Annotated in this window: 19 protein-coding genes and 1 other RNA gene; 10 read left to right on the forward strand and 10 right to left on the reverse strand. The window is 66.1% G+C overall.

Annotated features, from left to right (window positions below):
* Positions 1-191 precede the first annotated feature (191 nt).
* The 8 genes from T333_RS09940 (at position 192) to T333_RS09975 (ending at position 8,997) form a co-directional block, all read left to right on the forward strand.
* Complete coding sequence (locus T333_RS09940; RefSeq protein WP_496424294.1) at positions 192-1,214, forward strand: cupin domain-containing protein; 1,023 nt, start codon at positions 192-194, stop codon at positions 1,212-1,214.
* Between the two features lie 441 nt (positions 1,215-1,655).
* Positions 1,656-4,097: an ATP-binding protein gene (locus T333_RS09945; RefSeq protein WP_496424295.1), complete on the forward strand. Its 2,442-nt coding sequence runs from the start codon at positions 1,656-1,658 to the stop codon at positions 4,095-4,097.
* Positions 4,094-5,224: an aminotransferase class V-fold PLP-dependent enzyme gene (locus T333_RS09950; RefSeq protein ID WP_496424296.1), complete on the forward strand. Its 1,131-nt coding sequence runs from the start codon at positions 4,094-4,096 to the stop codon at positions 5,222-5,224. The genes T333_RS09945 and T333_RS09950 overlap by 4 nt, the downstream gene beginning before the upstream one ends.
* Positions 5,221-6,159 carry an aminoglycoside phosphotransferase family protein gene (locus T333_RS09955; protein ID WP_496424297.1) on the forward strand — a complete coding sequence of 313 codons (939 nt, stop codon included), beginning with the start codon at positions 5,221-5,223 and terminating at the stop codon, positions 6,157-6,159. Before T333_RS09950 ends, T333_RS09955 begins: the two co-directional genes overlap by 4 nt.
* A 254-nt stretch (positions 6,160-6,413) precedes the next feature.
* Positions 6,414-7,052 carry a YbaB/EbfC family nucleoid-associated protein gene (locus T333_RS09960; protein ID WP_496424761.1) on the forward strand — a complete coding sequence of 213 codons (639 nt, stop codon included), beginning with the start codon at positions 6,414-6,416 and terminating at the stop codon, positions 7,050-7,052.
* Between the two features lie 2 nt (positions 7,053-7,054).
* Positions 7,055-7,402, forward strand: coding sequence for a type VII secretion target (locus T333_RS09965; protein WP_496424298.1), 348 nt, complete (start codon positions 7,055-7,057; stop codon positions 7,400-7,402).
* A complete protein-coding gene (locus tag T333_RS09970; RefSeq protein WP_496424299.1) occupies positions 7,399-8,250 on the forward strand; it encodes a hypothetical protein in 852 nt (283 codons plus the stop codon). The genes T333_RS09965 and T333_RS09970 overlap by 4 nt, the downstream gene beginning before the upstream one ends.
* A gap of 69 nt (positions 8,251-8,319) precedes the next feature.
* A complete protein-coding gene (locus tag T333_RS09975) occupies positions 8,320-8,997 on the forward strand; it encodes a hypothetical protein (RefSeq protein WP_496424300.1) in 678 nt (225 codons plus the stop codon).
* Positions 8,998-9,689: 692 nt separating this feature from the next.
* Here the strand turns inward: T333_RS09975 and ssrA are convergent.
* Positions 9,690-10,057, reverse strand: a transfer-messenger RNA (tmRNA) gene (gene ssrA / locus T333_RS09980).
* A gap of 224 nt (positions 10,058-10,281) precedes the next feature.
* On the opposite strand from ssrA, the gene T333_RS09985 reads away from it, so the two are divergent.
* Together T333_RS09985 and T333_RS09990 are read left to right on the forward strand one after the other, a co-directional pair.
* Positions 10,282-11,586, forward strand: a complete 1,305-nt coding sequence (locus T333_RS09985) for an ABC transporter substrate-binding protein (RefSeq protein ID WP_357256903.1) — start codon at positions 10,282-10,284, stop codon at positions 11,584-11,586.
* 50 nt (positions 11,587-11,636) lie between these two features.
* Positions 11,637-12,935 carry an ABC transporter substrate-binding protein gene (locus tag T333_RS09990; RefSeq protein ID WP_355003834.1) on the forward strand — a complete coding sequence of 433 codons (1,299 nt, stop codon included), beginning with the start codon at positions 11,637-11,639 and terminating at the stop codon, positions 12,933-12,935.
* A 72-nt stretch (positions 12,936-13,007) separates the two neighbouring features.
* Here T333_RS09990 and smpB read toward each other — a convergent pair whose 3' ends face one another.
* The 9 genes from smpB to prfB form a co-directional block, all read right to left on the reverse strand.
* Positions 13,008-13,481, reverse strand: a complete 474-nt coding sequence (gene smpB, locus T333_RS09995; protein WP_043729939.1) for an SsrA-binding protein SmpB — start codon at positions 13,479-13,481, stop codon at positions 13,008-13,010.
* Between the two features lie 67 nt (positions 13,482-13,548).
* The gene (locus T333_RS10000; RefSeq protein ID WP_355003835.1) at positions 13,549-13,785 is read right to left on the reverse strand and encodes a WLR motif membrane protein; all 237 of its coding nucleotides are present in this window, start codon (positions 13,783-13,785) and stop codon (positions 13,549-13,551) included.
* A 128-nt stretch (positions 13,786-13,913) separates the two neighbouring features.
* The gene (locus T333_RS10005) at positions 13,914-15,017 is read right to left on the reverse strand and encodes a metallophosphoesterase (protein ID WP_496424762.1); all 1,104 of its coding nucleotides are present in this window, start codon (positions 15,015-15,017) and stop codon (positions 13,914-13,916) included.
* A gap of 89 nt (positions 15,018-15,106) precedes the next feature.
* Positions 15,107-17,002 carry a DNA helicase RecQ gene (gene recQ / locus T333_RS10010; protein ID WP_496424301.1) on the reverse strand — a complete coding sequence of 632 codons (1,896 nt, stop codon included), beginning with the start codon at positions 17,000-17,002 and terminating at the stop codon, positions 15,107-15,109.
* Positions 17,003-17,152: 150 nt separating this feature from the next.
* Positions 17,153-18,055, reverse strand: coding sequence for a permease-like cell division protein FtsX (gene ftsX, locus T333_RS10015; protein WP_355003837.1), 903 nt, complete (start codon positions 18,053-18,055; stop codon positions 17,153-17,155).
* Positions 18,055-18,744: a cell division ATP-binding protein FtsE gene (gene ftsE / locus T333_RS10020; RefSeq protein ID WP_355003838.1), complete on the reverse strand. Its 690-nt coding sequence runs from the start codon at positions 18,742-18,744 to the stop codon at positions 18,055-18,057. Before ftsE ends, ftsX begins: the two co-directional genes overlap by 1 nt.
* Before the next feature lie 74 nt (positions 18,745-18,818).
* Positions 18,819-18,977, reverse strand: coding sequence for an Rv3103c transmembrane domain-containing protein (locus T333_RS10025; protein WP_496424302.1), 159 nt, complete (start codon positions 18,975-18,977; stop codon positions 18,819-18,821).
* The gene (locus tag T333_RS10030; RefSeq protein WP_355003839.1) at positions 18,964-19,821 is read right to left on the reverse strand and encodes a mechanosensitive ion channel family protein; all 858 of its coding nucleotides are present in this window, start codon (positions 19,819-19,821) and stop codon (positions 18,964-18,966) included. The genes T333_RS10025 and T333_RS10030 overlap by 14 nt, the downstream gene beginning before the upstream one ends.
* A 102-nt stretch (positions 19,822-19,923) precedes the next feature.
* On the reverse strand, positions 19,924-21,039 hold the full coding sequence (gene prfB, locus T333_RS10035) for a peptide chain release factor 2 (protein WP_355003840.1): 1,116 nt from the start codon (positions 21,037-21,039) through the stop codon (positions 19,924-19,926).
* Positions 21,040-21,049 lie beyond the last annotated feature (10 nt).

Here is a 21,049-nt window from a genome sequence, read left to right on the forward strand (position 1 = left end):
GTCATTCACCTACGGGGGTCACCGTGGACCTGAACGATCTGCTGTCTCCGAGCGACACCGAAGTCTTCGCGCGCGAATACTGGGAACAACGGCCCCTCGTCGTCACCGACCGGGGCACCGAGGTATACGACGGCCTGTTCTCACTGACGGACGTCGACCAGATCCTGTCCACGCCCGCACTGCACCAACGGATGATCAACGTCATCAGCGACGGTCGTGGTCTCACTTTCGATCGCATCGGACTCGGCGCCACGTCCGATCACGAAGCGATCGAAACAGTGTTCGCCCTGCATCACGCCGGCGCCACGATTCTGCTGAACGCGCTCGAACGTGCGTTCCCGGCGCTGGCAGCTTTGTGCCGGTGCCTCGGACAGCAGATGTCCGCACGATTTCAGGTCAACGCGTATCTGACGCCGCCATCCGCACAAGGCTTCGCGACCCACTGCGACACCCACGATGTCTTCGTGCTCCAGATCTCCGGTGTCAAACGGTGGAGCGTGTTCGATACCGAAGTAGAACTCCCACTGCGGGAATCGCGCAGGCCTCCCGATGTTTCCGGCGAGCCGCTTTTCGAGCAGGAACTGCGCCCCGGCGATCTGCTGTACATCCCACGCGGATTTCCACACCATGCGGTGAGCGCCGACGCGACCTCGCTGCATTTGACGGTCGGAGCACACCCGCCCACGTGGGCCACCCTCATCCGGGCCGCCGTGGAGGAACGCATCGATCAGGACGTCCGGTTCCGAGCGGCCCTCCCTTTGGGGTTCGCCGCGAACGACTCGGTGCGGAAGCATGCGACCACAGCGTTTCGGGATCTTCTCAGCGAGTTGACCCATGGGATCGACGCGGCGGCGCTCGTCGACGACGCGGCAAGCTCGATCCGGCTCGCCCAGCTTCCCGCGCTCTCCGGTCGACTGATCGACATCGAGTCCGAGTCTCGAATCGACGAGACCACACCGGTGCAGCGGCGCCCCGAAGTCGACTACGAGATAAGCGTCGACGCGGAACGAATTCAGCTCGGCTTCGGCGGGAAGATCCTGTTCATCCCGTCCTCCGCCGCAACAGAACTACGCCATCTCCTCGAATCCGGAGAATGCGCAGCGAATCAGCTACCGGGCAAAATCGACAGCCAAGGGCGTGTAGTGCTGATACGCCGCCGCGTCCGCGAAGGACTACTCACCCTGTGCCGGGATCGGAGTCATAGCATTGGGTAGGGAAGCCACAGATGTCTCCAGGAAATGGTGTCGCCGTTATCCACGAACCGGATACGAAGACTGAAACCTCAGCCGCCACTCAGCGGTCGACGTGATCCGATCGAGCTCGTTGTCCAACTCCAGAAAGATCTTCCACGGCTCCCCCGAACCCACCCGCTCGAGACTCGGCGTCTCGATCGAACTCCTCCCCCTCGTAGCGCTCTCAAACCCACTCCACCACCTCCCAGGCAACGTCGTGCACCACCCGCAGATGCGCGACCAACCGAGGCGAAGTGGCCAATTCCTCGACCAACCGCCGAACCACCACCGGCAATGGACGCACCCCAGGATCGTCCAAAGCTCGACGCAACAGGCCGGAATTCACACCCCCACAGTTCTGACCACAGGGCTTGACACGAACTGCTGTTTCCAGGCCAAACGCCCTGCCGTCGAGTACGATTCGTGCTCATTGAACCGGATGAGTGGGAGGGGATCGGGTTGTCGCGCCTTCTTGCGCCGCCTCCTCTGGTCGACCGCATCGATGAACTCTCGCAGCTACTAGGCCGCGTCGACCACGCCGTCCGGACCGGCGAAAGCGCCGTACTGGTGTTGCGCGGCGAAGCAGGCGTCGGCAAAACGAGCCTCTTGACCACTCTTGCTCATCGAGCGATGACGGAGCACGCCGAAGCGGGGTTGCTGGCCGGGTACGGGCAGGCGATGTTGAACTCGCTGGCGTCGGACTCTTTCCAGGCGATCCGCGAGTGTCTGCGGTCGTTGGCCTCGTCCGCGGAGCGCTCGGGCACGCGAGGTCGATTGAACCGAATGGTGTCGTCCTTCCGCGAGCACGCGCCGGACTGGATCGAGTCGGTCCCGATCGTCGGTCAACTGTTGGCGGCGGGGGTCCGCACCGGACAGACGTACGCCGAGTCGGGTCGCGACGAAACCGAGATCGACAGCAGGCTCGACCAACTGCTGCGGTTGATCGAGGATCTACTCACCGACAGCCCGGTGCTCATGGTCCTGGACGACCTGCATTGGGCCGACACCGCCACCATCGACCTGCTCACCACGATCGCGCTGCGGGTGAAGGGTCCGTTGGTCCTCGTTCTCGCCTACCGTCCCGATCAGCTGCGTTCCCCGGATCAGACGCATCCGCTGCAGCGTGCGGTGTTCCGGCTCTGCCGGTACCTGCCGGAGACGGTCGTCATGGACCTTCCTCGACTGTCGAGCGCCGATACCGAGCTGCTGATCCGCCAGTCTGCGGGTGGTAGCTCCGTCGCCCCTCACGTCGTTTCGAAGATCGTTCGACTGAGTGCGGGCAATCCGCTGTTCGCCGAGTCGATGGTTCGACTGGGAGACCACGCGGGCGACTCGGCGCCGCAGCAGATCACCGCGGTGTTGGAAGAGCGGTTGTCGTACCTCGTCGACGAGGATCAGCGATTGCTCGAAGTCGCGGCGTTGATCGGCTACAGCTTCGAAGTCGACTACCTCGCGCGGCTGGCGCGCATGGACATCGATGACGTATACGAACGACTGCACGTCCTGTTCTCCGAGCACGGTCTGGTGCGTCCGGCCGAGCCGCGCGGCGACTACGACCGGTATCTGATCCACCACCCGCTTTTCGCCCAGATCCTGCGCGATCGCGGCGCCGCCAATGCCCCTCGTTGGCGTCGCCACCACGCTCGTCTACTGGAAATCCTAGAGGCCGAACAGGATTGGGACGACGAACTACAAGTACGCGCGGCCGCCGTCGCCGTGGCCGCCCGCAATCGCACCAAGGCCGGGACGCTCGCTCTCGCGGCGGCGCGGCGGCAGTTCACCCTGGGTTCCGTCTCCAAAGCGCGCGACCTCGCCCGGATCGCGGTGGAACAGACGCCCTCGTTCGAAGCTTCGGCGCTTCTCGCCGAATGCCTGTCCGCCGAAGGCGACCACATCGGCGGCACCGAAGCGTGCACGGACGCCCTCAGCCGCGCCGGGCACGAGACGATCACTCCAGCGCTCGAGGCGGACGTGCGGCTGCTCTGGGCGCGCAATCTGCGCATGACGTGCCACTGGGAGCAGACCAGCCGGGCGCTCGACGAATTGATCGCCGACCATCCCCAGCCGGGTCCGATACTGTCCGAGGCGCTCATGCTGCAAGCCGAGGTCGCACTGTGCGGACCCGTGCAGAATGCGCCGCTCTGCATCGAGCTGTGCGACCGGGTCGCGGCGATGAGCACCGACCCCGAGGTCCGGTCTCGTGCGTTCGGACACCGAGGTCTGGCGCATCTGGCGGCCTACGACCCCGCCGCGGCGGATCGGTGGCTGGCCGAGGCCATCGACGCGGCTCGCGAAACAGGCCATCCCTATGCGGAATACGAGGCCTTGCACTGGCTGAGCAAAAAGACCATGGCTTGCCTGGAACTCGACCGTTCCTGGCAGTTGCTGGAGGAACTGGCCGCGATGTCGCGGACCTCCGGTGTCGCCAGCGAGAACCCCCCACATCTGCGAGATTCCAGCCGGGTACTCGGTCTCCAGCATCGGCACTCCGACGCCGCGGAAGCCTTCGCCCGCTACCTCGACGTCAGCCTGGCACCCTCATTGGGGCGGGTGGCGACCATGCTCGCCTGGCAGGTCCACGAACTCGACCAGGTCAATGGTCCGAACGCCGCCGAGATGTTTCTCGAACGGCTCCGGCACGTCTGCCACGAAGACTTCCTCGCTCCCGACCGCTGCGCTCGGCTCGGCGGACACCTCGGTGCGCTGGAGCGTCGGCCGAGAAACTGGAATCCCACCGAGTTCGCGATCACCGAACTCGGCGCGACACCCCCTGACGCACACGCGGCCGAAGCGATCTTCCGGTTCGACGTGCAGAGTCTGCCGCAACTGCGCGCCACGTTGCCCTGGGCTGGGGCGGCATCGTGAAACCGGCCGCGTACGAGGAGTTCGACCTCGCGCCCGGCCTGATCCAACTCAACCACGCCTCCTACGGTCTAGCCTCCCGCACGGTGGCCGACGCCGCCGTGAAGCACCGACGCCGCATCGAATCCGATCCCACCCGATTTCTCGGCGCTGAACTCACCGAGCAGCTACGCGACCGAATCGAGCTGGTGTGCACGGCCTTCGGGTTGACGCCCGAACACACCACGCTGTGTTCGAACGCGACATCGGGGGCCGCGGCGATCATCACCTCGCTCCCGCTGACCGCGGCGGACACCGTAGTGGTTCTCGACACCGAGTACTCCTCCATCAACCGGGCGTGGCAACTGGCGTGCAACAGAGCCGGTGCTCGGTACCTCGAAATCGCCGTTCCGCTGCCCTTCCGAGGAACCGAATCCCTTGTCGGCAGTTTGGAAATCGAAGTCCCCGGGGCTGTTTCCTACCTACAGGCCAGCCTCGTCTCGTCGTCGGCGGCGCTGTGGCTACCCGTCGCGGAAATCGCTCAGTGGGTCCGCGGGCGCGGTGGACACCTCGTTCTCGACGCCGCGCACGGCCCGGGCCACGTCCGCCTGACGCCCGGCGCGTGGGGCGCGGCAGCCATGTTCGGCACCCTGCACAAGTGGCTGCCGACCGAACGTGCTGTCGGATTCCTCTGGCTGACAGAGCAATTCGTCCAGCATGTTCGACCCGCGGAAGTGTCGTTGACATGGGACTCGGCGGACCTCGTCGAGCGGTTCTCGTGGCCGGGCACTTTCGACCCCGTCCCTCGACTGTGCCTCGGCGACGCCATCGCACAGTGGCACCGCTGGGACGATCGAGGACTACTCACCGAGTGCGAAAAGCTCGCCGACAATGCGACGTCCACCCTCACCGGAATCGCCGCACGACCCACGGCGGAGCGCGAATACCTTCCGCCGCGGCTCCGGTCGTTCATCCTTGAAGGTGTGACGGTGGCCGAAGTCAAGACAGCGCTGAGCGAGGCGGACATCAGAGCTTGGGTCGGTCCGGGGCCGAGCGGAGAGTGCCTGCTCCGCATAGCAACCCACGTATACAACGATCGCGGCGACATCGCCGCCCTCGCCGCCCGACTCGAGGAGGTACTCCACCAATGATCGTGCCTCCCATTCCCGAACGTCTCGAGAAGGCGATTCTCTTCCTGCGCGGCGAAGAGGACGGCCGCGCCTGGCTCGACGCGCTACCCGCGCGGATCGTCACCTACGCGCGGCAGTGGCAGTTGATTCCGGAGAGCATCGCGGACAGCGGCGCCATGTCCTGTTGCGTCTTCTGCACCACTCCCGGCGGGACCCCTGCCGTACTGAAGATTCCGGTGGACCAGGAATCCGGCTACACCGAAGCCCATCTGCTCCAACGGTGGGCTCCGGCGGATGCCGCGCCGACGATTCTCGACCACGACGACGAAACCGGCGTCTTTCTCATGACTCGCATCTTGCCGGGCTCCATCGCCTGGCCAGAGAACGACGCCACCGACGCCGCCCACTACGGCGAACTGCTGACCCGCCTGAACCAAACCCACCTGCCAGCACCGCCGACCCTGAAAGATCTGGCGAACGTCGCGCACATGCGAATGGATTGGGCCCGTGAACGATTCGCAGACACGCGCTACTCCTCGGCGATGAACGCCTTCGGCGCTTCCACCCACCTCGCCGAAGCCGAAACCATCCTCGGCATCCTGCTGGAAACCACCACCGAACGCCACGTCCTGCACGCCGACCTTCAAGCCAAGAACATCCTCGAAGGCCCCGGCCACTGGTACACGATCGACCCCCTCGGCGCGATCGGAGACATCAACGCCGAGGCCGCCCTCTGGATCGCCATCCAAACCGGCACCACCTCGATCCACCAACGCCTCGACCAGCTCGCCACCCACCCTCTCCTCAACCCAATCCGCTTGCGTGCCTGGACATATGTCCTCACGGTCGCCGAATACCGGCCGTACATCCCGGCTTCGGCCGACCGTATGGCCGACTTCGTGCACGCGACGGATACGGCTCGGATCGTGGAAGACCTGTCTGTACCACGGACGTGAAAGCCTCCCGCCAGCACGACAACCCAGCGGCCGATGGTCCAACGAGTCGACTGCTACCAGGCATCGCAGTGGACCGCGCATACCGCGCACCTGGGAGTTTTGCTGAGCCTCGTGGAAACCCGATGGAACCGAATGGATCTGCGGCGCGTCTATACCGGAAGACGAAACCGAAGGATCTCTGTGATTTGCGCTGTGCGGGTTTCGTTGGAAGGGTTCGATCGGACTGACAGTTGGTTGGGGAGTGGGAGGTGCCGATGGTCGGCTTTGATCCGAGCCGTGCCGCAGAGGATTTGGCGCAGTACACGACAGACTTGGAGCAGAAGGCCCGGCGATACGGAGAACTGCAAGAGCGGATGACCGCGATGTCGGCGTCTGCGTCCAGCGCGGGTGGACGAGTGAGCGTCACGGTGGACAGCACCGGGGTGCCGACGGCGATCGACCTGGGTTCAGGGGCGCGGAGCATGGGTCTTACCGCATTGTCGGCGGAGATCCTGTCGTGTATGCGCAAGGCGCAAGTGAAGTTGCGGGCCGAGGTTGCCGATGTCGTGCACGCGATCGTCGGAAACGACTCGGCGGGAGAGTCGATCATCGCGGCGCTCGACGAGCGATTCCCGGACCCGGAACCGGCCGGCGAGTACACCCCGCCGCAACCCACCTCCACGCCACCGACGGCGGCGCAGTTCCTCTCGTCGCAACCTGTGACCCTGCCGCCTCCAGCCGCGGCTCCGCCCGCACCCGACCCGGCGCCGTCCTCTGGTTACACCTCCGGGTGGTCCACGGAATCGCCTACGGTGCAACCGCGCACACGTAAACCCGATCGGGATCAGGTTGTCACTCCTGATGAGCCGGATGATGAAGATGAGTACTACAACAAGAAGTCTTGGTTGGTGTAACTGTGGCAGTTCCTGATGCGATCTCCGTCGACCCCGATGAGGTTCGCAAGCACGCTGAAGTCGTGACAACGCTGGTAACGAGCCTAGAGAAGTGCCTGGAGGCGGCTACCTACTTGGGAAACGCTGACGATGGTTTCGGGCTCATCCCGCGCATACCCATTAAACTGCTTTTCGACGACAAACAAGATAATACGGTTTCGGTGATTCGTTCACTCGCCGAGAACGTGTCGGAAGTTCCGGACAAACTGAAGACGGTTGCAACAACGTTCGAAGATAAAGATGGCAACCTGGGGAAAGCGCTCACCGCGCTGCGGGAGACTATCGCCGATGATGCGGGGGGCAAATCTTGAGCCTGCTTTTCGATGCCGAGCCACCGGCGAACGACCTGATAAACAAAAACGTAAATATTCGCGATCAGTACTTCCAGGAGGGCAACCGTTCGCTTTCGAACGTCGGCCTCAGCGGTGGGGCAGAATCGGGCGACCCGGGCATATATAAGGGCACCCTAGCGGGAGACGCGTGGGAAACAGTCGCGAAGTTCCAGTCGGGCGACGTCAACTCGGCATGCCTAGGTGTCGTCGCGCTCGGAATCAATGTCACCGGCCTGGCCAAGGGGCTGACCGACCCCTTTGCTTTCGCTGGAGCCCAGATTGTCAAGTGGATGTTCGAGCATCTCGAGCCCCTCCGGGCGGTACTGGAGGGATTGACGGGAAATCCGGCAATAGTCAAAGCTTACGCTGCGTCGTGGGACGCCATTTCCAAGGAATTGGAGAAGGTCGCTACAGGTTGGAGCTCCAGCGTAGCGCAGGATATCTCTACATGGCGGGGGCAGGCGGGCACTTCGTATCGACTGCACGCCGGGTCGCTCATTGATAAAGTCAGCTTCGCCGCCGCCGCAGCAGCGGCGATGCGCGAGTCCATGGAAGTGGCGGAAAGTATCGTCGACGGAGTTCGGAGTGTGGTACGCGACGTCCTGTCGAACCTGATTGGAGCATTGATCGGGTATTCGCTGGAAGTAATCGCTACCGGCGGGGCTGCAACACCTTACGTTGCCCCGAAGGTGATGACCGATGTTGCACAGGCTAGTGCCACTTTGACGAAGGCGCTGGCTAATATGAAGTCGGCGTTCAAGGACGTCAACACCTATCTGGAACCAGTTGTAAAAGGTTTCGCGACGGCCTCGGACGATAAAAATTGAGGCCAATGCATCAGGAGAGTGTTCGAAGCGTCGCTTCGGCTGCCAGTGGTGGGTGAGAAAGGGTTATTCATGGGCGCCTATCTGAGCACGTCCGATTTGCCGCTACCTGCGGGCTGGGAGCGAAAGGCGTTCGGGTCGTACCGACATGCGGTATTGCCGTTCGCGATGGGATTACTCTTTCTTCAGGCCATGCTCGGGGTGATCTGGGCTGTTCTGGCCGGAGAAGGCTCGGTGTGGGAGGGGATTCTGGGCATTTTACTCCCCGGCGCTCTGGGTGCCGCCTTCCTGCTGGCGGCATGGTCGCAGGCTCCGCGAAAAGCGCCGGTGGCCGCGGAGATTCGGACTACCGCCGGTGGTGATGCGTTGGTACTACCAGTTCGGCGAAATTCGGTTCTGGCTGGAAGTCGTTCCACCGCCGGTATCGAATTGACTCCCGGCCAGGTGACGATCAGGTACGGAAAATCACCGATAGGAATTGCCTGGGAGGATATCTCGGCGATCGAATCCCGTTGCGACAAGGTACGGTCCACCCGAACCAACGTCATCGATATCGTCCCCCGAGGACCCGAAATCGGATCCCGAATCATCGACCTCCCCCACACATTCCTGGCCACCGACCCAACCAGGGTGTACCACCTACTCCGGTTCTATGTCGGCAATCCCGAGCTCCGATGGGAACTCCGCACCCAAGCCGGCTTGGACCGATTCCAGGATGGTGGCTATGGATCGGAGGTGCGCGTCGATTGATGGTGACCACTGCCGAGAATCGGTCGGCCACTTTCGGCAGCCACCACCGCGTCGGCGACAGCGAACGGTAAAAGGCACTTGGTCCCCAGGCCTGGTGCGAAACGCCTGGCCACCATGAGGTCAGCGCCCGTTCAGCGCCCTGCGGTGCTCGAGCAGCCAATCCGGGAAGTAGCTGCCCGATCGTAGGTCCAATCCCCCAGGGCCTCGTGCGCACCCTCGCGGTAACCGCCGCACCGCTCGTCGACAACCGCGAGAGCGGCGACATCACTCTCGAGATGGGACTTGGGGCATGGCATTTGTTGGGCAGGCACCGATCCGTGGCCGCGGCGTTGGGGCGGGTCGAGCGAGGGGTGGGAGTGGGTGCGCAACATTGGGGAGGCAAGTCAGAGACAGGGGTCCGGGCGCACGACATGGGGTACGCAGGCCAGGGATCGAGGATCCCCGGGGGGCGCGGCTTCTGGATAGACAGGTCCGAGGTAGACAGGTCCAGGGCTTGCAGGCTCGAGGCCGGGTAGCGGCATTGGGTAAGCCATCCAGAGACGGGGGTCCGGGGCGTGCGGCATTGGGTAGGCAAGCCGTGGATTCGGGGTCCGGGGGCGAAGCCCTCCGGGTGGGGCATGGGGGCTTCGCCCCCACAAAACACGCCGAACCCGCAAAAAAGGCGAGTGCTCTTCACGAGCACTCGCCTTCGAGGGTGGAGCTGCCGGGAATCGAACCCGGGTCCTCCGCCGTGTCTTCAGGACTTCTCCGTGTGCAGTTCGCTGTGTCTCTGCTCGGATCTCTCGGTCACGCGAACAAGCCGAGATGACGATCCCAGTCGCTGTTCGATGTCCCGTCCGGCTCCGCGACCGAGTCGGACGGTGAGCCCTCTAGCTGATGCCGGCACCGGGACCGAGGGCATATCCCGGGCCGACAGAGACGCTTCGCTTAGGCAGCGAGAGCGTACTCGCGCTGATGAGAATCGGCGCTTAATTGGTTGCAACGACGCTTACGGTGGTCTCTTGCCTGCACCGACACGCTTCCCCTGAATCAACGTACGCAGTCGAAACCGTTCAGCCCCGTACGTGCCCGCACCTTGCGGGCTAGTAATGCTAACACTCGCCCAACGCAGGATCATCCCGATTGTTTGTGCGTGTTTCGGATCATATCGATCAGATCCGAGCACACACCAGGACAGTCTCGCGTGCAAGCCGAAACCACCATCTCACCGCCCCACTGCCCGGTACTGTTCCTGTTCGGCCGTACCGGAATTGGATCGACCGGCGGTCGGAACAGGGAGCAATAATGGGCAACACCAGCAGGCGACCTCGTCGCCTGTTCCACGCCGCGGCGGTGCCGATGATCATCGGACTCGCCTTGGCCGCGGCGTGTTCGACGCCGAGTGAGACCACCGGCCCCGGCGTCACCAGCGCGCCGTGCCCGAACGCGATCGACAGGGACAAGGGCTGTATCTACCTCGGCGTCCTCTCCGATCTCGGCGGCGGACCTTTCGCCATGCTCGGCAGGGCGATGCAGGACGGGCAGACGGCGTTCTGGACCGAGGTCAACAAGGCGGGTGGGATCGGCGGCTACGAGGTCGACATCTCGACCTACGCCAGGGACACCGCCTACGATCCGCATCGGCATGTCGAGGAGTTCCGCGAGATCGAGCCGAACGTGCTCGCGCTGGCGATGAGCCTCGGCACCGCCCAGACCCTCGCGGTGCTGCCGGAGATGGACGCGGCGGACATCGTGACCTCGGCGGGCACGCTGTGGTCGGGCTGGGAGTATCGCGAAGCGGACCGGGATCTGGTGCTGGACAGCGGCTACTCGTACTGCACCGAGGCGATCATGGGTCTGGACTGGTTCACCGAGCACCAGTACCGTCCGGCGAACGTGGCCGTCGTCGCGTTCCGCGGCAACTACGGCGGCGACTACGCCAACGGCGCGCTGCGCTGGGCGGCGCACAACAACGTGATCGTCACCTCGCGCGTCGACACCGGGCCCAACACCGAGGTCGGCAACCAGGACCGTCCGGTCGCCGAAATCCTCGCCAACCCGCCGAATCTCGTGATGCTGGCCACCGGCCCTGCCGAAACCGCCGAGATCATCGGCAAACTCGTCGCGGGCGGCTACCAGGGCCGCTTCCTCGGCTCCTCGCCCACCTGGAACGGCGCGCTGCTGAAAACTCCAGCCGGGCCAGCGCTTTCGGCCCTCTACAACTACACCTCGCCGGTCGACGGCTGGGACGGGCGCAGCACGGGCGCCCGCCGGGCTCGCGCCGCCGCGCCGCAGGAGCCGACGAACTGGGGCTACAGCCTGGGTTGGGCCAGCTCCTACACGATGCGGGCGCTGCTCACGAAGGCGGCCGAACAAGGCCCGCTGAACCGGGCGGGCGTGCGCGGGTCGCAGGACGCGCTGACGGTCGATTTCGAGGGCATGGCCGCGCCACACACCTACAATGCGGGCGCACCGGATTACGCGGCCCAGCGTGCCTCGATCGGCGCCCCGGATCCGTCCGCGCCGCTAGGCTCGCGCACGGTGGCCACCGATTACCGCGGACCGACCCTGCCGCAACTGCCGATGCACGGGCCGTGCGTCCGGCTGTGAACCGGCGGGCCACCGGGCAATACGTTCGTCTGTATCGAAGGAAGAGAACTTTGGGACCAATCCGCCGCCGCCGCAGGCTGTTCCGCGCCGCCGCGGCCGCGATCGCCATGGGTTTCGCACTGGCGGCCTGTTCGTCGGCGTCGACCGAGACGGGACAGGGCGTCACCAGCGCGCCGTGCCCGCAGGCGGTGGACAAGAGCAAGGGCTGTATCTACCTCGGCGTGCTGTCCGACCTGGACGCCGGGCCGTTCTCCCCGCTCGGCAAGGCGCTCAACGACGGCCAGCTGGCCTTCTGGCGGGAGGTCAACAAGGCGGGTGGCATCGGCAATTACGAGGTCGACATCACGACCTACGCCAGGGACACCGCCTACGACCCTGGCCTGCACCGCGAGAAGTTCCACGAGATCGAACCGAACGTCCTCGCGTTGGCGATGAGTTTCGGTACGGCGCAGACGCTTTCGGTGCTACCGGAGATGGACACCGTCGATCTGCTGACCGGCGCGGGCACCCTCTGGTCGGGCTGGCAGTATCGCGATACCGATCGAAACCTGGTGCTGGACACCGGGTATTCGTACTGCACCGAAGCGATCATGGGCCTGGACTGGTTCGCCCAGTTCCAGTCCAGGCCACGCACGATCGCGGTCGTCGCCTTCCGAGGCAACTACGGCGGCGACTACGCCAGCGGGGCGCTGCGCTGGGCTTCGGAGAACAACGCGATCGTCAACGCGCGCATCGACACCGGTCCGAACGCCGAGGTCGGCAATCAGGACGGACCGGTCGCCGAGATCCTGGCCAACCCGCCGGACGTCGTGCTGCTGGCCACCGGTCCCACCGAAACCGCCGAGATCATCGGCAAGCTGGTCGCGGGCGGCTACGACGGCCGTTTCCTCGGTTCCACCCCGACCTGGAACGGCGCCCTGCTGAAGACGCCCGCCGCGGCGGCGATCACCTCGCTGTACAACTACACCTCGCCCTACGACGGCTGGGACGGCCGCAGCGTCGGCGCTCAGCACGCCCGCGCCGCCGCCTTGCAGCCGCCGACCAACTGGGGCTACAACCTCGGCTGGGCGGTCTCCTACCCGATGAAGGCGGTGCTCAGCAGCGCCGAGGCGGCGGGCGACCTGACCCGCGCGGGTGTGCGCGGCGCGTTGGAGGGACTGTCGGTGGACTCGGAGGGCATGGCGGCCGTGCACAACTACGGCTCAGCGCAACCGGACCTCACCGCACAGCAGGCGGTCATCGGTGTGCCCGACGCGAACGCGCCGCTGGGGTCGCGCACGCTCGTGCCCGACTTCCGCGGGCCGACGCTGCAACGCGTGACGCTGCACGGACCGTGCGCGCGGTTGTGACGTGAACCCGAAGAACCCCTGGCGCGATCCTTCGATCACGCCAGGGGTTCTTCGTCACCATCGGCCGAGGCCTCAGCGCATACCCTTCACCCGGCGGCCCAGCTCACGGGTGACCTCACGTTCGGCGGTCCGCCGCGCCAGATCCTGGCGCTTGTCGTAATCCTGCTTACCTCTGGCCAGCGCGAGCTCGACCTTCACCTTGCCGTCCGAGAAGTACATCGACAGCGGCACCAGCGTCTGATTACCCTCGCGCGACTTGCCGACCAGGCGCTCGATCTCGCGCTTGTGCAGCAGCAGCTTGCGCACGCGGCGCGGCGCGTGGTTGGTCCAGGTGCCGTGGCTGAACTCCGGAATGTGCAGCCCGCGCAGCCACACCTCGCCGTTGTCGACCGTGGCGAAGGCGTCCACCAGCGAGGCCTTGCCCTCACGCAGGCTCTTGACCTCGGTACCGACCAGCGCGATCCCCGCCTCGTAGACGTCGAGGATCGTGTAGTTGTGCCGCGCCCGGCGGTTGGTCGCGATGACCTTGCGCCCCTTTTCCTTCATAACGGTCAACTCTAAGTGACGCGGCAACCGTTTTATTCCGCGCTCCGGCCAGTGCCGGGTCGGACCCTCAGCCGCCGGGTCGCAGCGCGATGTAGACCACGAGGACCGCGACGAACGCGGTAAGCATGAGCAAGGTGGACAAACGCGGGCGGCCGAGGTGGACGGGGGTGCGCCGACGACCGAGCCACACCGACTCCACCGCGTCGTCCGTCGGGCGGTGCGGCGCTAGTGCGGGGGTGTCGGGCGGCGGCGATCCGCCGGACGTTTCGGGACCGCCTTCGGGCGGGCCATCACCGGGTGCCATGCCTGCACGGTAACCGCCGCGGCGGGAAGTTACCGGCGCAACCCGGCGGGGTGTTGTGATTCGGTGATGTGCGTTCGGCCGCTCACGGCGTGGTTCCGCTTCGCTCGGCCCGAGACTCGCGGCGCCCGTCAGGCCAGCCGGCGGCCGAACACCTCGGTGCCCGCGCCGGTCCCCGGGTCCACGGCGACAACCCGCAGATCGACCGCGCTCGGAGTCAGATCCATGACCATGAAGCCCAGCTGGTGATAGCTCTCGTACAGCGCGGGCGTCCCGGTGCCGCCCGGTGTCACCCGTGGCTCGGCGCCAACGGTTTTCGCGGCCGCGCCCGACACCAGCTGGCGGGTGCCCTTGGCCGCCGCGGTGGGTTCGAGCACCTGGAGCGAGTGATCGTGGCCGGAGAGGATGAAATGGCACTTGCCCACCACGTGGTCCTCGAAGAACCGCTTCACGTGCACGCCGTTGACCGGTTCGATGGACAGGCCCTCGTAGTTGCCCGCGTCGCCGTGCGGGCCGTTGTTCAGGTACGGGTGGTGCGTGCACGCGATCTTCCAGCGCGCGGGCGATTCGGCGATCGCTCGGTCCAGCCAGGCGCGCTGCGCGTTCATGAACTCGCCGTCGACCGCCCAGTAGGGCGCGAACAGCGGGGGTAGGTAGGCGGCCAGCGGGTTGAGGTCGAGCACGAAGAACTCGACCACGGGCCGCTCTTCGGGCACCCGGACGGAGTAGTAGCGGCTCGGCATCCACCAGCGCGACGAGTTGGCGTGATATTCGACCTCGTGGTTGCCGCGCAGCAGCCAGCCGCCGTCACCGCCGATGACCGAGCTCGTGTCGTGATTGCCGAGCACCATCGCCCACGGGAAATCCAGTCCGGTATTCGGGTGCTCGAACTTGCTCGCGAACTGCGCGTCGTCGCCGCTTTTCGGACCGCTGTCGTAGATGTTGTCGCCGAGGCCGACCGCCAGCGAGAACGGCTCGCGGGCGTGGAAGGCCCGCGCGGCGTCGGCGACCGCCCACTGCGTGCGCGTGCCGGTGCCCGCGTCGCCGGTGACGAGCACGCGCACAGAGCGCTGGGCTGGGAGCCCGAACTTGGTGACGCCCGCCGCGACCGGAACCGCTTGGGCGGGCGTCAGCCCAACCAGTGACGCTCCGGCCGCGACCGCGGCGGCACCCGCCAGCAGTTCCCGACGACTGATCTCCTGCCCACCACTCACACCGACCTCCGCGACGCCCATATCCCCGCCCATCCTGGCGCATGGCAGCGGACCCGTCGATTTGAGGGGTCAACATTTCACAGTTCGTCCACCGGCGTGTGCGGAGCCGGTTACTCGGCGGCGAGCACCTCGAGCACCTGTTCGCCGTACTTGGTGAGCTTGTTCTCGCCGATGCCGCCGATCGCGCCCAGCTGCGCCAGGCTCGCGGGCTTGCGGCTGGCGATCTCGCGCAACGTCGCGTCGTGGAAGACGACGTAGGCGGGCACACCCTGCTCCTTGGCGGTGGCGCCGCGCCATTCGCGCAGCTTCTCGAACAACGGCACATCGGAGGCGGCGAGGTCGGCGGCCGCGGCCGCCTTGCTGGACTTGGCGGACCGCGCCGGTTCGACGACACGCTCCGGCTCGCGGCGCAGCCGCACCTGACGACCGTCGAACAGCACCTCTTGGCTGGCCTCGGTCAGGGTCAGCACGCCGTAGTCGCCGTGCACCGCGAGCAGCCCCTGCGCGAGCAGCTGCCGGATGACGCCGCGCCATTCGGTATCGCGCAGATCGGTGCCGATGCCGAAGACCGTGAGCTCGTGGTGGTCGTACTGGAGCACCTTGGGGTTCTTCTTGCCGAGCAGGATGTCGACCAGATGACCCGCGCCAAAGCTCTGACCGCGCTCACGCTTCAGGCGCAGGACGGTGGACAGCAGCTTCTGCGCGGCGACCGTGCCGTCCCAGGCTTCCGGCGGGGTGAGGCAGGTGTCGCAGTTGCCGCACGACTGACCGCTCTGCCCGAAGTACGCGAGCAGCTGCGTGCGACGGCAGGCCACGGTCTCGCACAGGGCCAGCATGGCGTCCAGGTGCAGTTGCAGCTGGCGGCGGTGCGCGGCGTCGCCCTCGGAGGAGTCGATCAGTCTGCGCTGCTGCACCACGTCGTTGAGTCCGTAGACCATCCACGCGGTCGACGGCTGACCGTCGCGTCCGGCACGACCGGTCTCCTGGTAGTAACCCTCGACCGACTTCGGCAGATCGAGATGGGCGACGAAGCGCACGTCGGGTTTGTCGATGCCCATGCCGAAGGCGATGGTGGCGACCACGACCAACCCGTCCTCACGCAGGAACCGCGCCTGGTTCACCGCGCGGGTGCGGTGGTCCAGCCCCGCGTGATACGGCACCGCGCCGATGCCGTTCTCGTTGAGGAAGGCCGCCGTCTTCTCCACCGAATTGCGCGACAGGCAGTAGACGATGCCCGCATCACCGGCGTGTTCGGCGCGGATGAACTCCAGCAGCTGTCGTTCCGGTCGGTTCTTCGGCTCGATGCGGTACTGAATGTTGGGCCGGTCGAAGCTGGCGACGAACCGTCGCGCACCGCCGAGATCGAGGCGCTCGATGATCTCGTCGCGGGTCTTCGCGGTCGCGGTCGCGGTCAGCGCGATGCGCGGCACGTCGGGCCAGCGCTCGTGCAGCATCGACAGGCCCAGGTAGTCGGGCCGGAAGTCGTGGCCCCACTGTGACACGCAATGCGCCTCGTCGATGGCGAACAGCGCGACCTTGCCGCGATCGAGCAACTGCGCGGTCGATTCCAGTCGCAACCGCTCCGGCGCCAGATACAGCAGGTCGAGTTCGCCCGCGAGGAACTGCGCCTCCACCGTCCGCCGCTCGTCGGGGAACTGCGTCGAGTTGAGGAAACCCGCGCGCACGCCGAGCGCACTGAGCGCGTCCACCTGGTCCTGCATCAGCGCGATGAGCGGCGAGACCACCACGCCGACGCCTGGCCGCACGAGCGCGGGCACCTGGTAGCACAGCGACTTACCGCCACCGGTAGGCATCAGCACCAGCGCGTCGCCGCCCGCGATCACGTGCTCGACGATCTCGGCTTGGTCGCCGCGGAAACTGTCGTATCCGAAGACCCGGCCCAGCACCTCCCGCGACCGTAGATCCTCTTGCACCGCAGCGCTTTCGGCGCTCGCGGGAGCGCCGGGACCGGTCACGTCGACGGGGAGGGCTTCGGGGGGATTCACGCCACCCATCCTACGAGCGACCCCCGACCATCGCGCCGCCGCTGCACGACGAATCCCGCCGTAATGGCCGAGTTCTCCACATGGGGATGAGCCGATTTCACCGGGCGCGGCGGCCCGCTCGCGCACACCGCCCGCCCGCCGAACATCGGCCTACTCGCGCACGTAATACCGCAGCGTGGCGTAGGCCGCCACGGCCGCGACCAGAATGCCGACGGGCAGAATCGTCAGCGCGACCGTGGCGATGTCGTCCCCGGTGATCCGCGGGAACACATTGCTGTCGAACAGCGGCCCGAGCGCCCGGTCGATGACCAGCGGACGGGCGATGAGCAGCCCGAAGATCGCCAGAACCGAACCCGCGACGGCCGCGACAACGGCCTCGAGCAGGAACGGCAACTGCGTGTACCAGCGGGTCGCGCCGACCAACCGCATGATCCCGACCTCGGTGCGCCTGGTGAACGCTGCGATCTGCATCATGTTCGCGATCAGCAGCAGCGCCGCGAGCGCCATCACCACGGCGAGGCCGAAGGCCGCGTTACGCAGGCCGTCGAACAGCCGCAGCAGCCGGTCGACGAACTCGCGGTCGTTGGCGACGGTGCGCACGCCTTCGCGGGCGTGGTAGTTGTCGTAGATCCGCTCGTACTGGTCGCCGTCGGTCATCTTGACCCGCATGGAGGCGGGCAGCGGCGTCTCCGAGATGTACTGCACCATCTCCGGCTGGTCGGCGAAAAGCTTCTTCGCCTCCTCCAGCGCGGCGGCCCGATTGAGGTACTGCACGCTGACCACGCCCGAGGTGTTCTTCATGTCGGCCAGCAGCGAGCGGCACGGATCGGTGGCGCAGTCCGGGTCGTTCGCGGAGATGTCCTCGTCGAGGTAGAAGCGCACCTCGAGGCGGCCGGTGAAGTACTGCTCGGTCTTGTCGGCCATCCGCACCGAGAGCAGGCCGCCGCCGAGCATCGCCAGCGACACCGCGGTGGTCAGGATCATCGCGACGGTCATCGTCACATTCCGGCGCAGACCGGTGACGACCTCGCTGAAGAGAAAACTCGCGCGCATTATCGATCCACTCCGTACACGCCGATCGCGTCGTCGCGCACCAGGCGGCCGCGGTCGAGCTCGACCACCCGCCTGCGCATCGAGTCGACGATGTGGTTGTCGTGGGTGGCCATGACCACCGTGGTCCCGATGCGGTTGATGCGCTCGAGCAGCATCATGATGTCGCCGCTGGTATCGGGGTCCAGGTTGCCCGTCGGCTCGTCGGCCAGCAGTACCAGCGGCCGGTTCACGAACGCGCGCGCGATGGCGACTCGCTGCTGCTCACCGCCGGACAACTCGCTGGGTAGCCGGTCGCTCTTGCCGCCGAGGCCGACCATGTCCAGCACCTCGGGCACCGTGCGGTCGATGAACTGGCGACGCTTGCCGATCACCTCCAGCGCGAACGCGACGTTCTCGTGGACCGTCTTCTGCTGCAAGAGCCGGAAGTCCTGGAACACGCAGCCGATGCGCTGGCGCAGCTTCGGCACTTTGCGTCCGGGGAGCCGATCGACTCGGAAGTCCGCGACGCGGATCTCCCCCGCGTTCGGCGATTCCTCCTTGAGGAGCAGACGCATGAAAGTCGACTTGCCTGAACCGGACGGTCCGATGATGAAGACGAACTCGCCCTTGTTCACATCGACCGTGATGTTGTCCAGCGCGGGTCGCGTCGACGTCTTGTACGACTTGGTGACGTTCCGCATGGTGATCACGGGGAGCCAGTGTAACCAGCTAAACCCGCGCATCCACCGGCTATGCGCAGCTACCATCCAGCCCCGAGCAGCGGCTACTGCCCGGCCTGCTCCGTATTCCCCACCGCCGGTACGGCGTTCACGACCTGAGTGATCCCGGTCGCAGCCGGTTGATCAGGCTTGACGAACAGGTACAACACGAATGTCGCGATCCACGCGGCCCCGAGGACCGCGGTCGATTTACGTGGTTTCACTGATACCTTCCCGGCGCAAGGCCGCGGCCACTCGGACCCTGAGCTCGCGTCCGACCTCGAACTGCTTACCCGGCAACGTCCGGGCAACCATTCGGATGCGCACCTGGTCCATTGCGAGGTCGTCCACGCCCATCACGGTGGGTTCGTCGAGCAGCAGCGGCTCGAGCCTGCGGTCGCGGAACGCCTCGGCTCCTACCTTGTGCAATATCTCGTTCACCCGGGTGATGTCGGCGCTGGCCGCCACCGGAACGTCGATCGCGGCGCGCGCCCAATCCTTCGACAGATTGGTCACTTTCACGATCTGACCGTTCGGCACGGTGATCACCTCACCGTCGGCGTTGCGCAGCGTGGTGATCCGCAGCGTGACGTCCTCGACCGTACCCTCGGCCACCTCCGCGGCTCCAGTCACGGCGATGCGAACTACGTCACCGAATCCGTACTGTCGCTCCGTGATCAGGAAGAACCCGGCCAGAATGTCCTGCACGATGCGCTGCGCGCCGAAACCGAGCGCGGCGCCGAGCACCGCGGCGGGCGCGACGAGACCGGTCACCTGGAAGCCGAGCCGCTGCAACACCTCCATGCCGACCAGCACGTAGACGATGGTCAGCACCACCCAGGTGAGCACCTGGGCCAGCGCGTGCCGGTGCTTGGCCGCCTCGGTCCGCACCAGCGCGTCGCTGCTGCGGAACCCGGCATCGATCTTGCTGGTGACCCGGTCGCGCACGAAGGTGGCGAACCGGCTGAACAACATCGCGCCGAGGATCAGCAGCACGATCTCCAGGCCGCTGGAACGCAGCCACGCCGTGGAATCCGCCGCGGACGCCGCCGCGATCACCGCGACCATCCCTGTTGCCGTTTCACACCATCCGCGACACGCACGCCAGACAGGCTACAACGGAGCACCGTTCGAGGCCGCGCGTCGCACCGGAATGCCACGCAGCGCAAATTAATTCGCCTGCTCCCGCATCCGCCAGCGGATACCCGACTCGATGAAACCGTCGATGTCGCCGTCCAGCACCGCGGTCGGGTTGTTCACCTCGTGCGCGGTGCGCAGGTCCTTGACCATCTGGTAGGGGTGCAGCACGTAGGAGCGCATCTGGTTGCCCCAAGACGCGCCTTCGTTGGTCTTCAGCGCGTCCATCTCGGCGCGCTCCTCCTGCCGCTTGCGCTCCAGCAGCTTGGCCTGCAGCACACGCATGGCCGAGATCTTGTTCTGGAGTTGGGATTTCTCGTTCTGGCAGGTGACGACGATGCCGGTCGGGATGTGCGTGATGCGCACCGCGGAGTCGGTGGTGTTGACGCTCTGACCACCGGGGCCCGAGGAGCGGTACACGTCGACGCGGATCTCGGTCTCGGGCACCTCGATGTGGTCGGTGGTCTCGACCACAGGAAGCACCTCGACCTCGGCGAACGAGGTCTGGCGGCGGCCCTGGTTGTCGAACGGGCTGATCCGCACCAGGCGGTGGGTGCCCATCTCGACCGAGAGGGTGCCGTAGGCGTACGGCGTCTTCACCGCGAAGGTGGCGCTCTTGATGCCCTGACCCTCGGCGTAGGAGGTGTCGTACACCTCGACGGGGTACTTGTGCCGGTCCGCCCAGCGGATGTACATGCGCATCAGCATCTCGGCCCAGTCGGCGGCGTCGTCGCCACCGGCGCCGGAGCGGATGTTGACCAGCGCCTCGCGCTTGTCGTACTCGCCGGAGAGCAGGGTGCGGACCTCCATCGCCTCCACGTCGCCGTGCAGCGCGGCGCGTTCGGCGTCGGCCTCGGCGAGGGCCTGGGTGCGGGCCTCGCCCTCCTCGCCCTCGGCGAGCTCGTAGAGCACCGGCAGGTCGTCGAGCCGCTGGCGCAGCTCCTCGACCCGGCGCAGCTCGCCCTGGGCGTGGGACAACTCGCTGGTCACCTGCTGGGCGTGGTCCTGGTTGTTCCACAGGTCGGGATCGGCCGCCTGGTGCTCGAGTTCATCGATGCGGCGGCGCAGTTCCTCGATGTCGAGGACCGACTCGACCGTCTTCAGCGTGGCGTCGAGTTCGGCGAGATCAGCGGAAACATCAGGATGCACGGTCTACTAG

It is taken from the genome of Nocardia sp. CNS-044, from assembly GCF_059570515.1.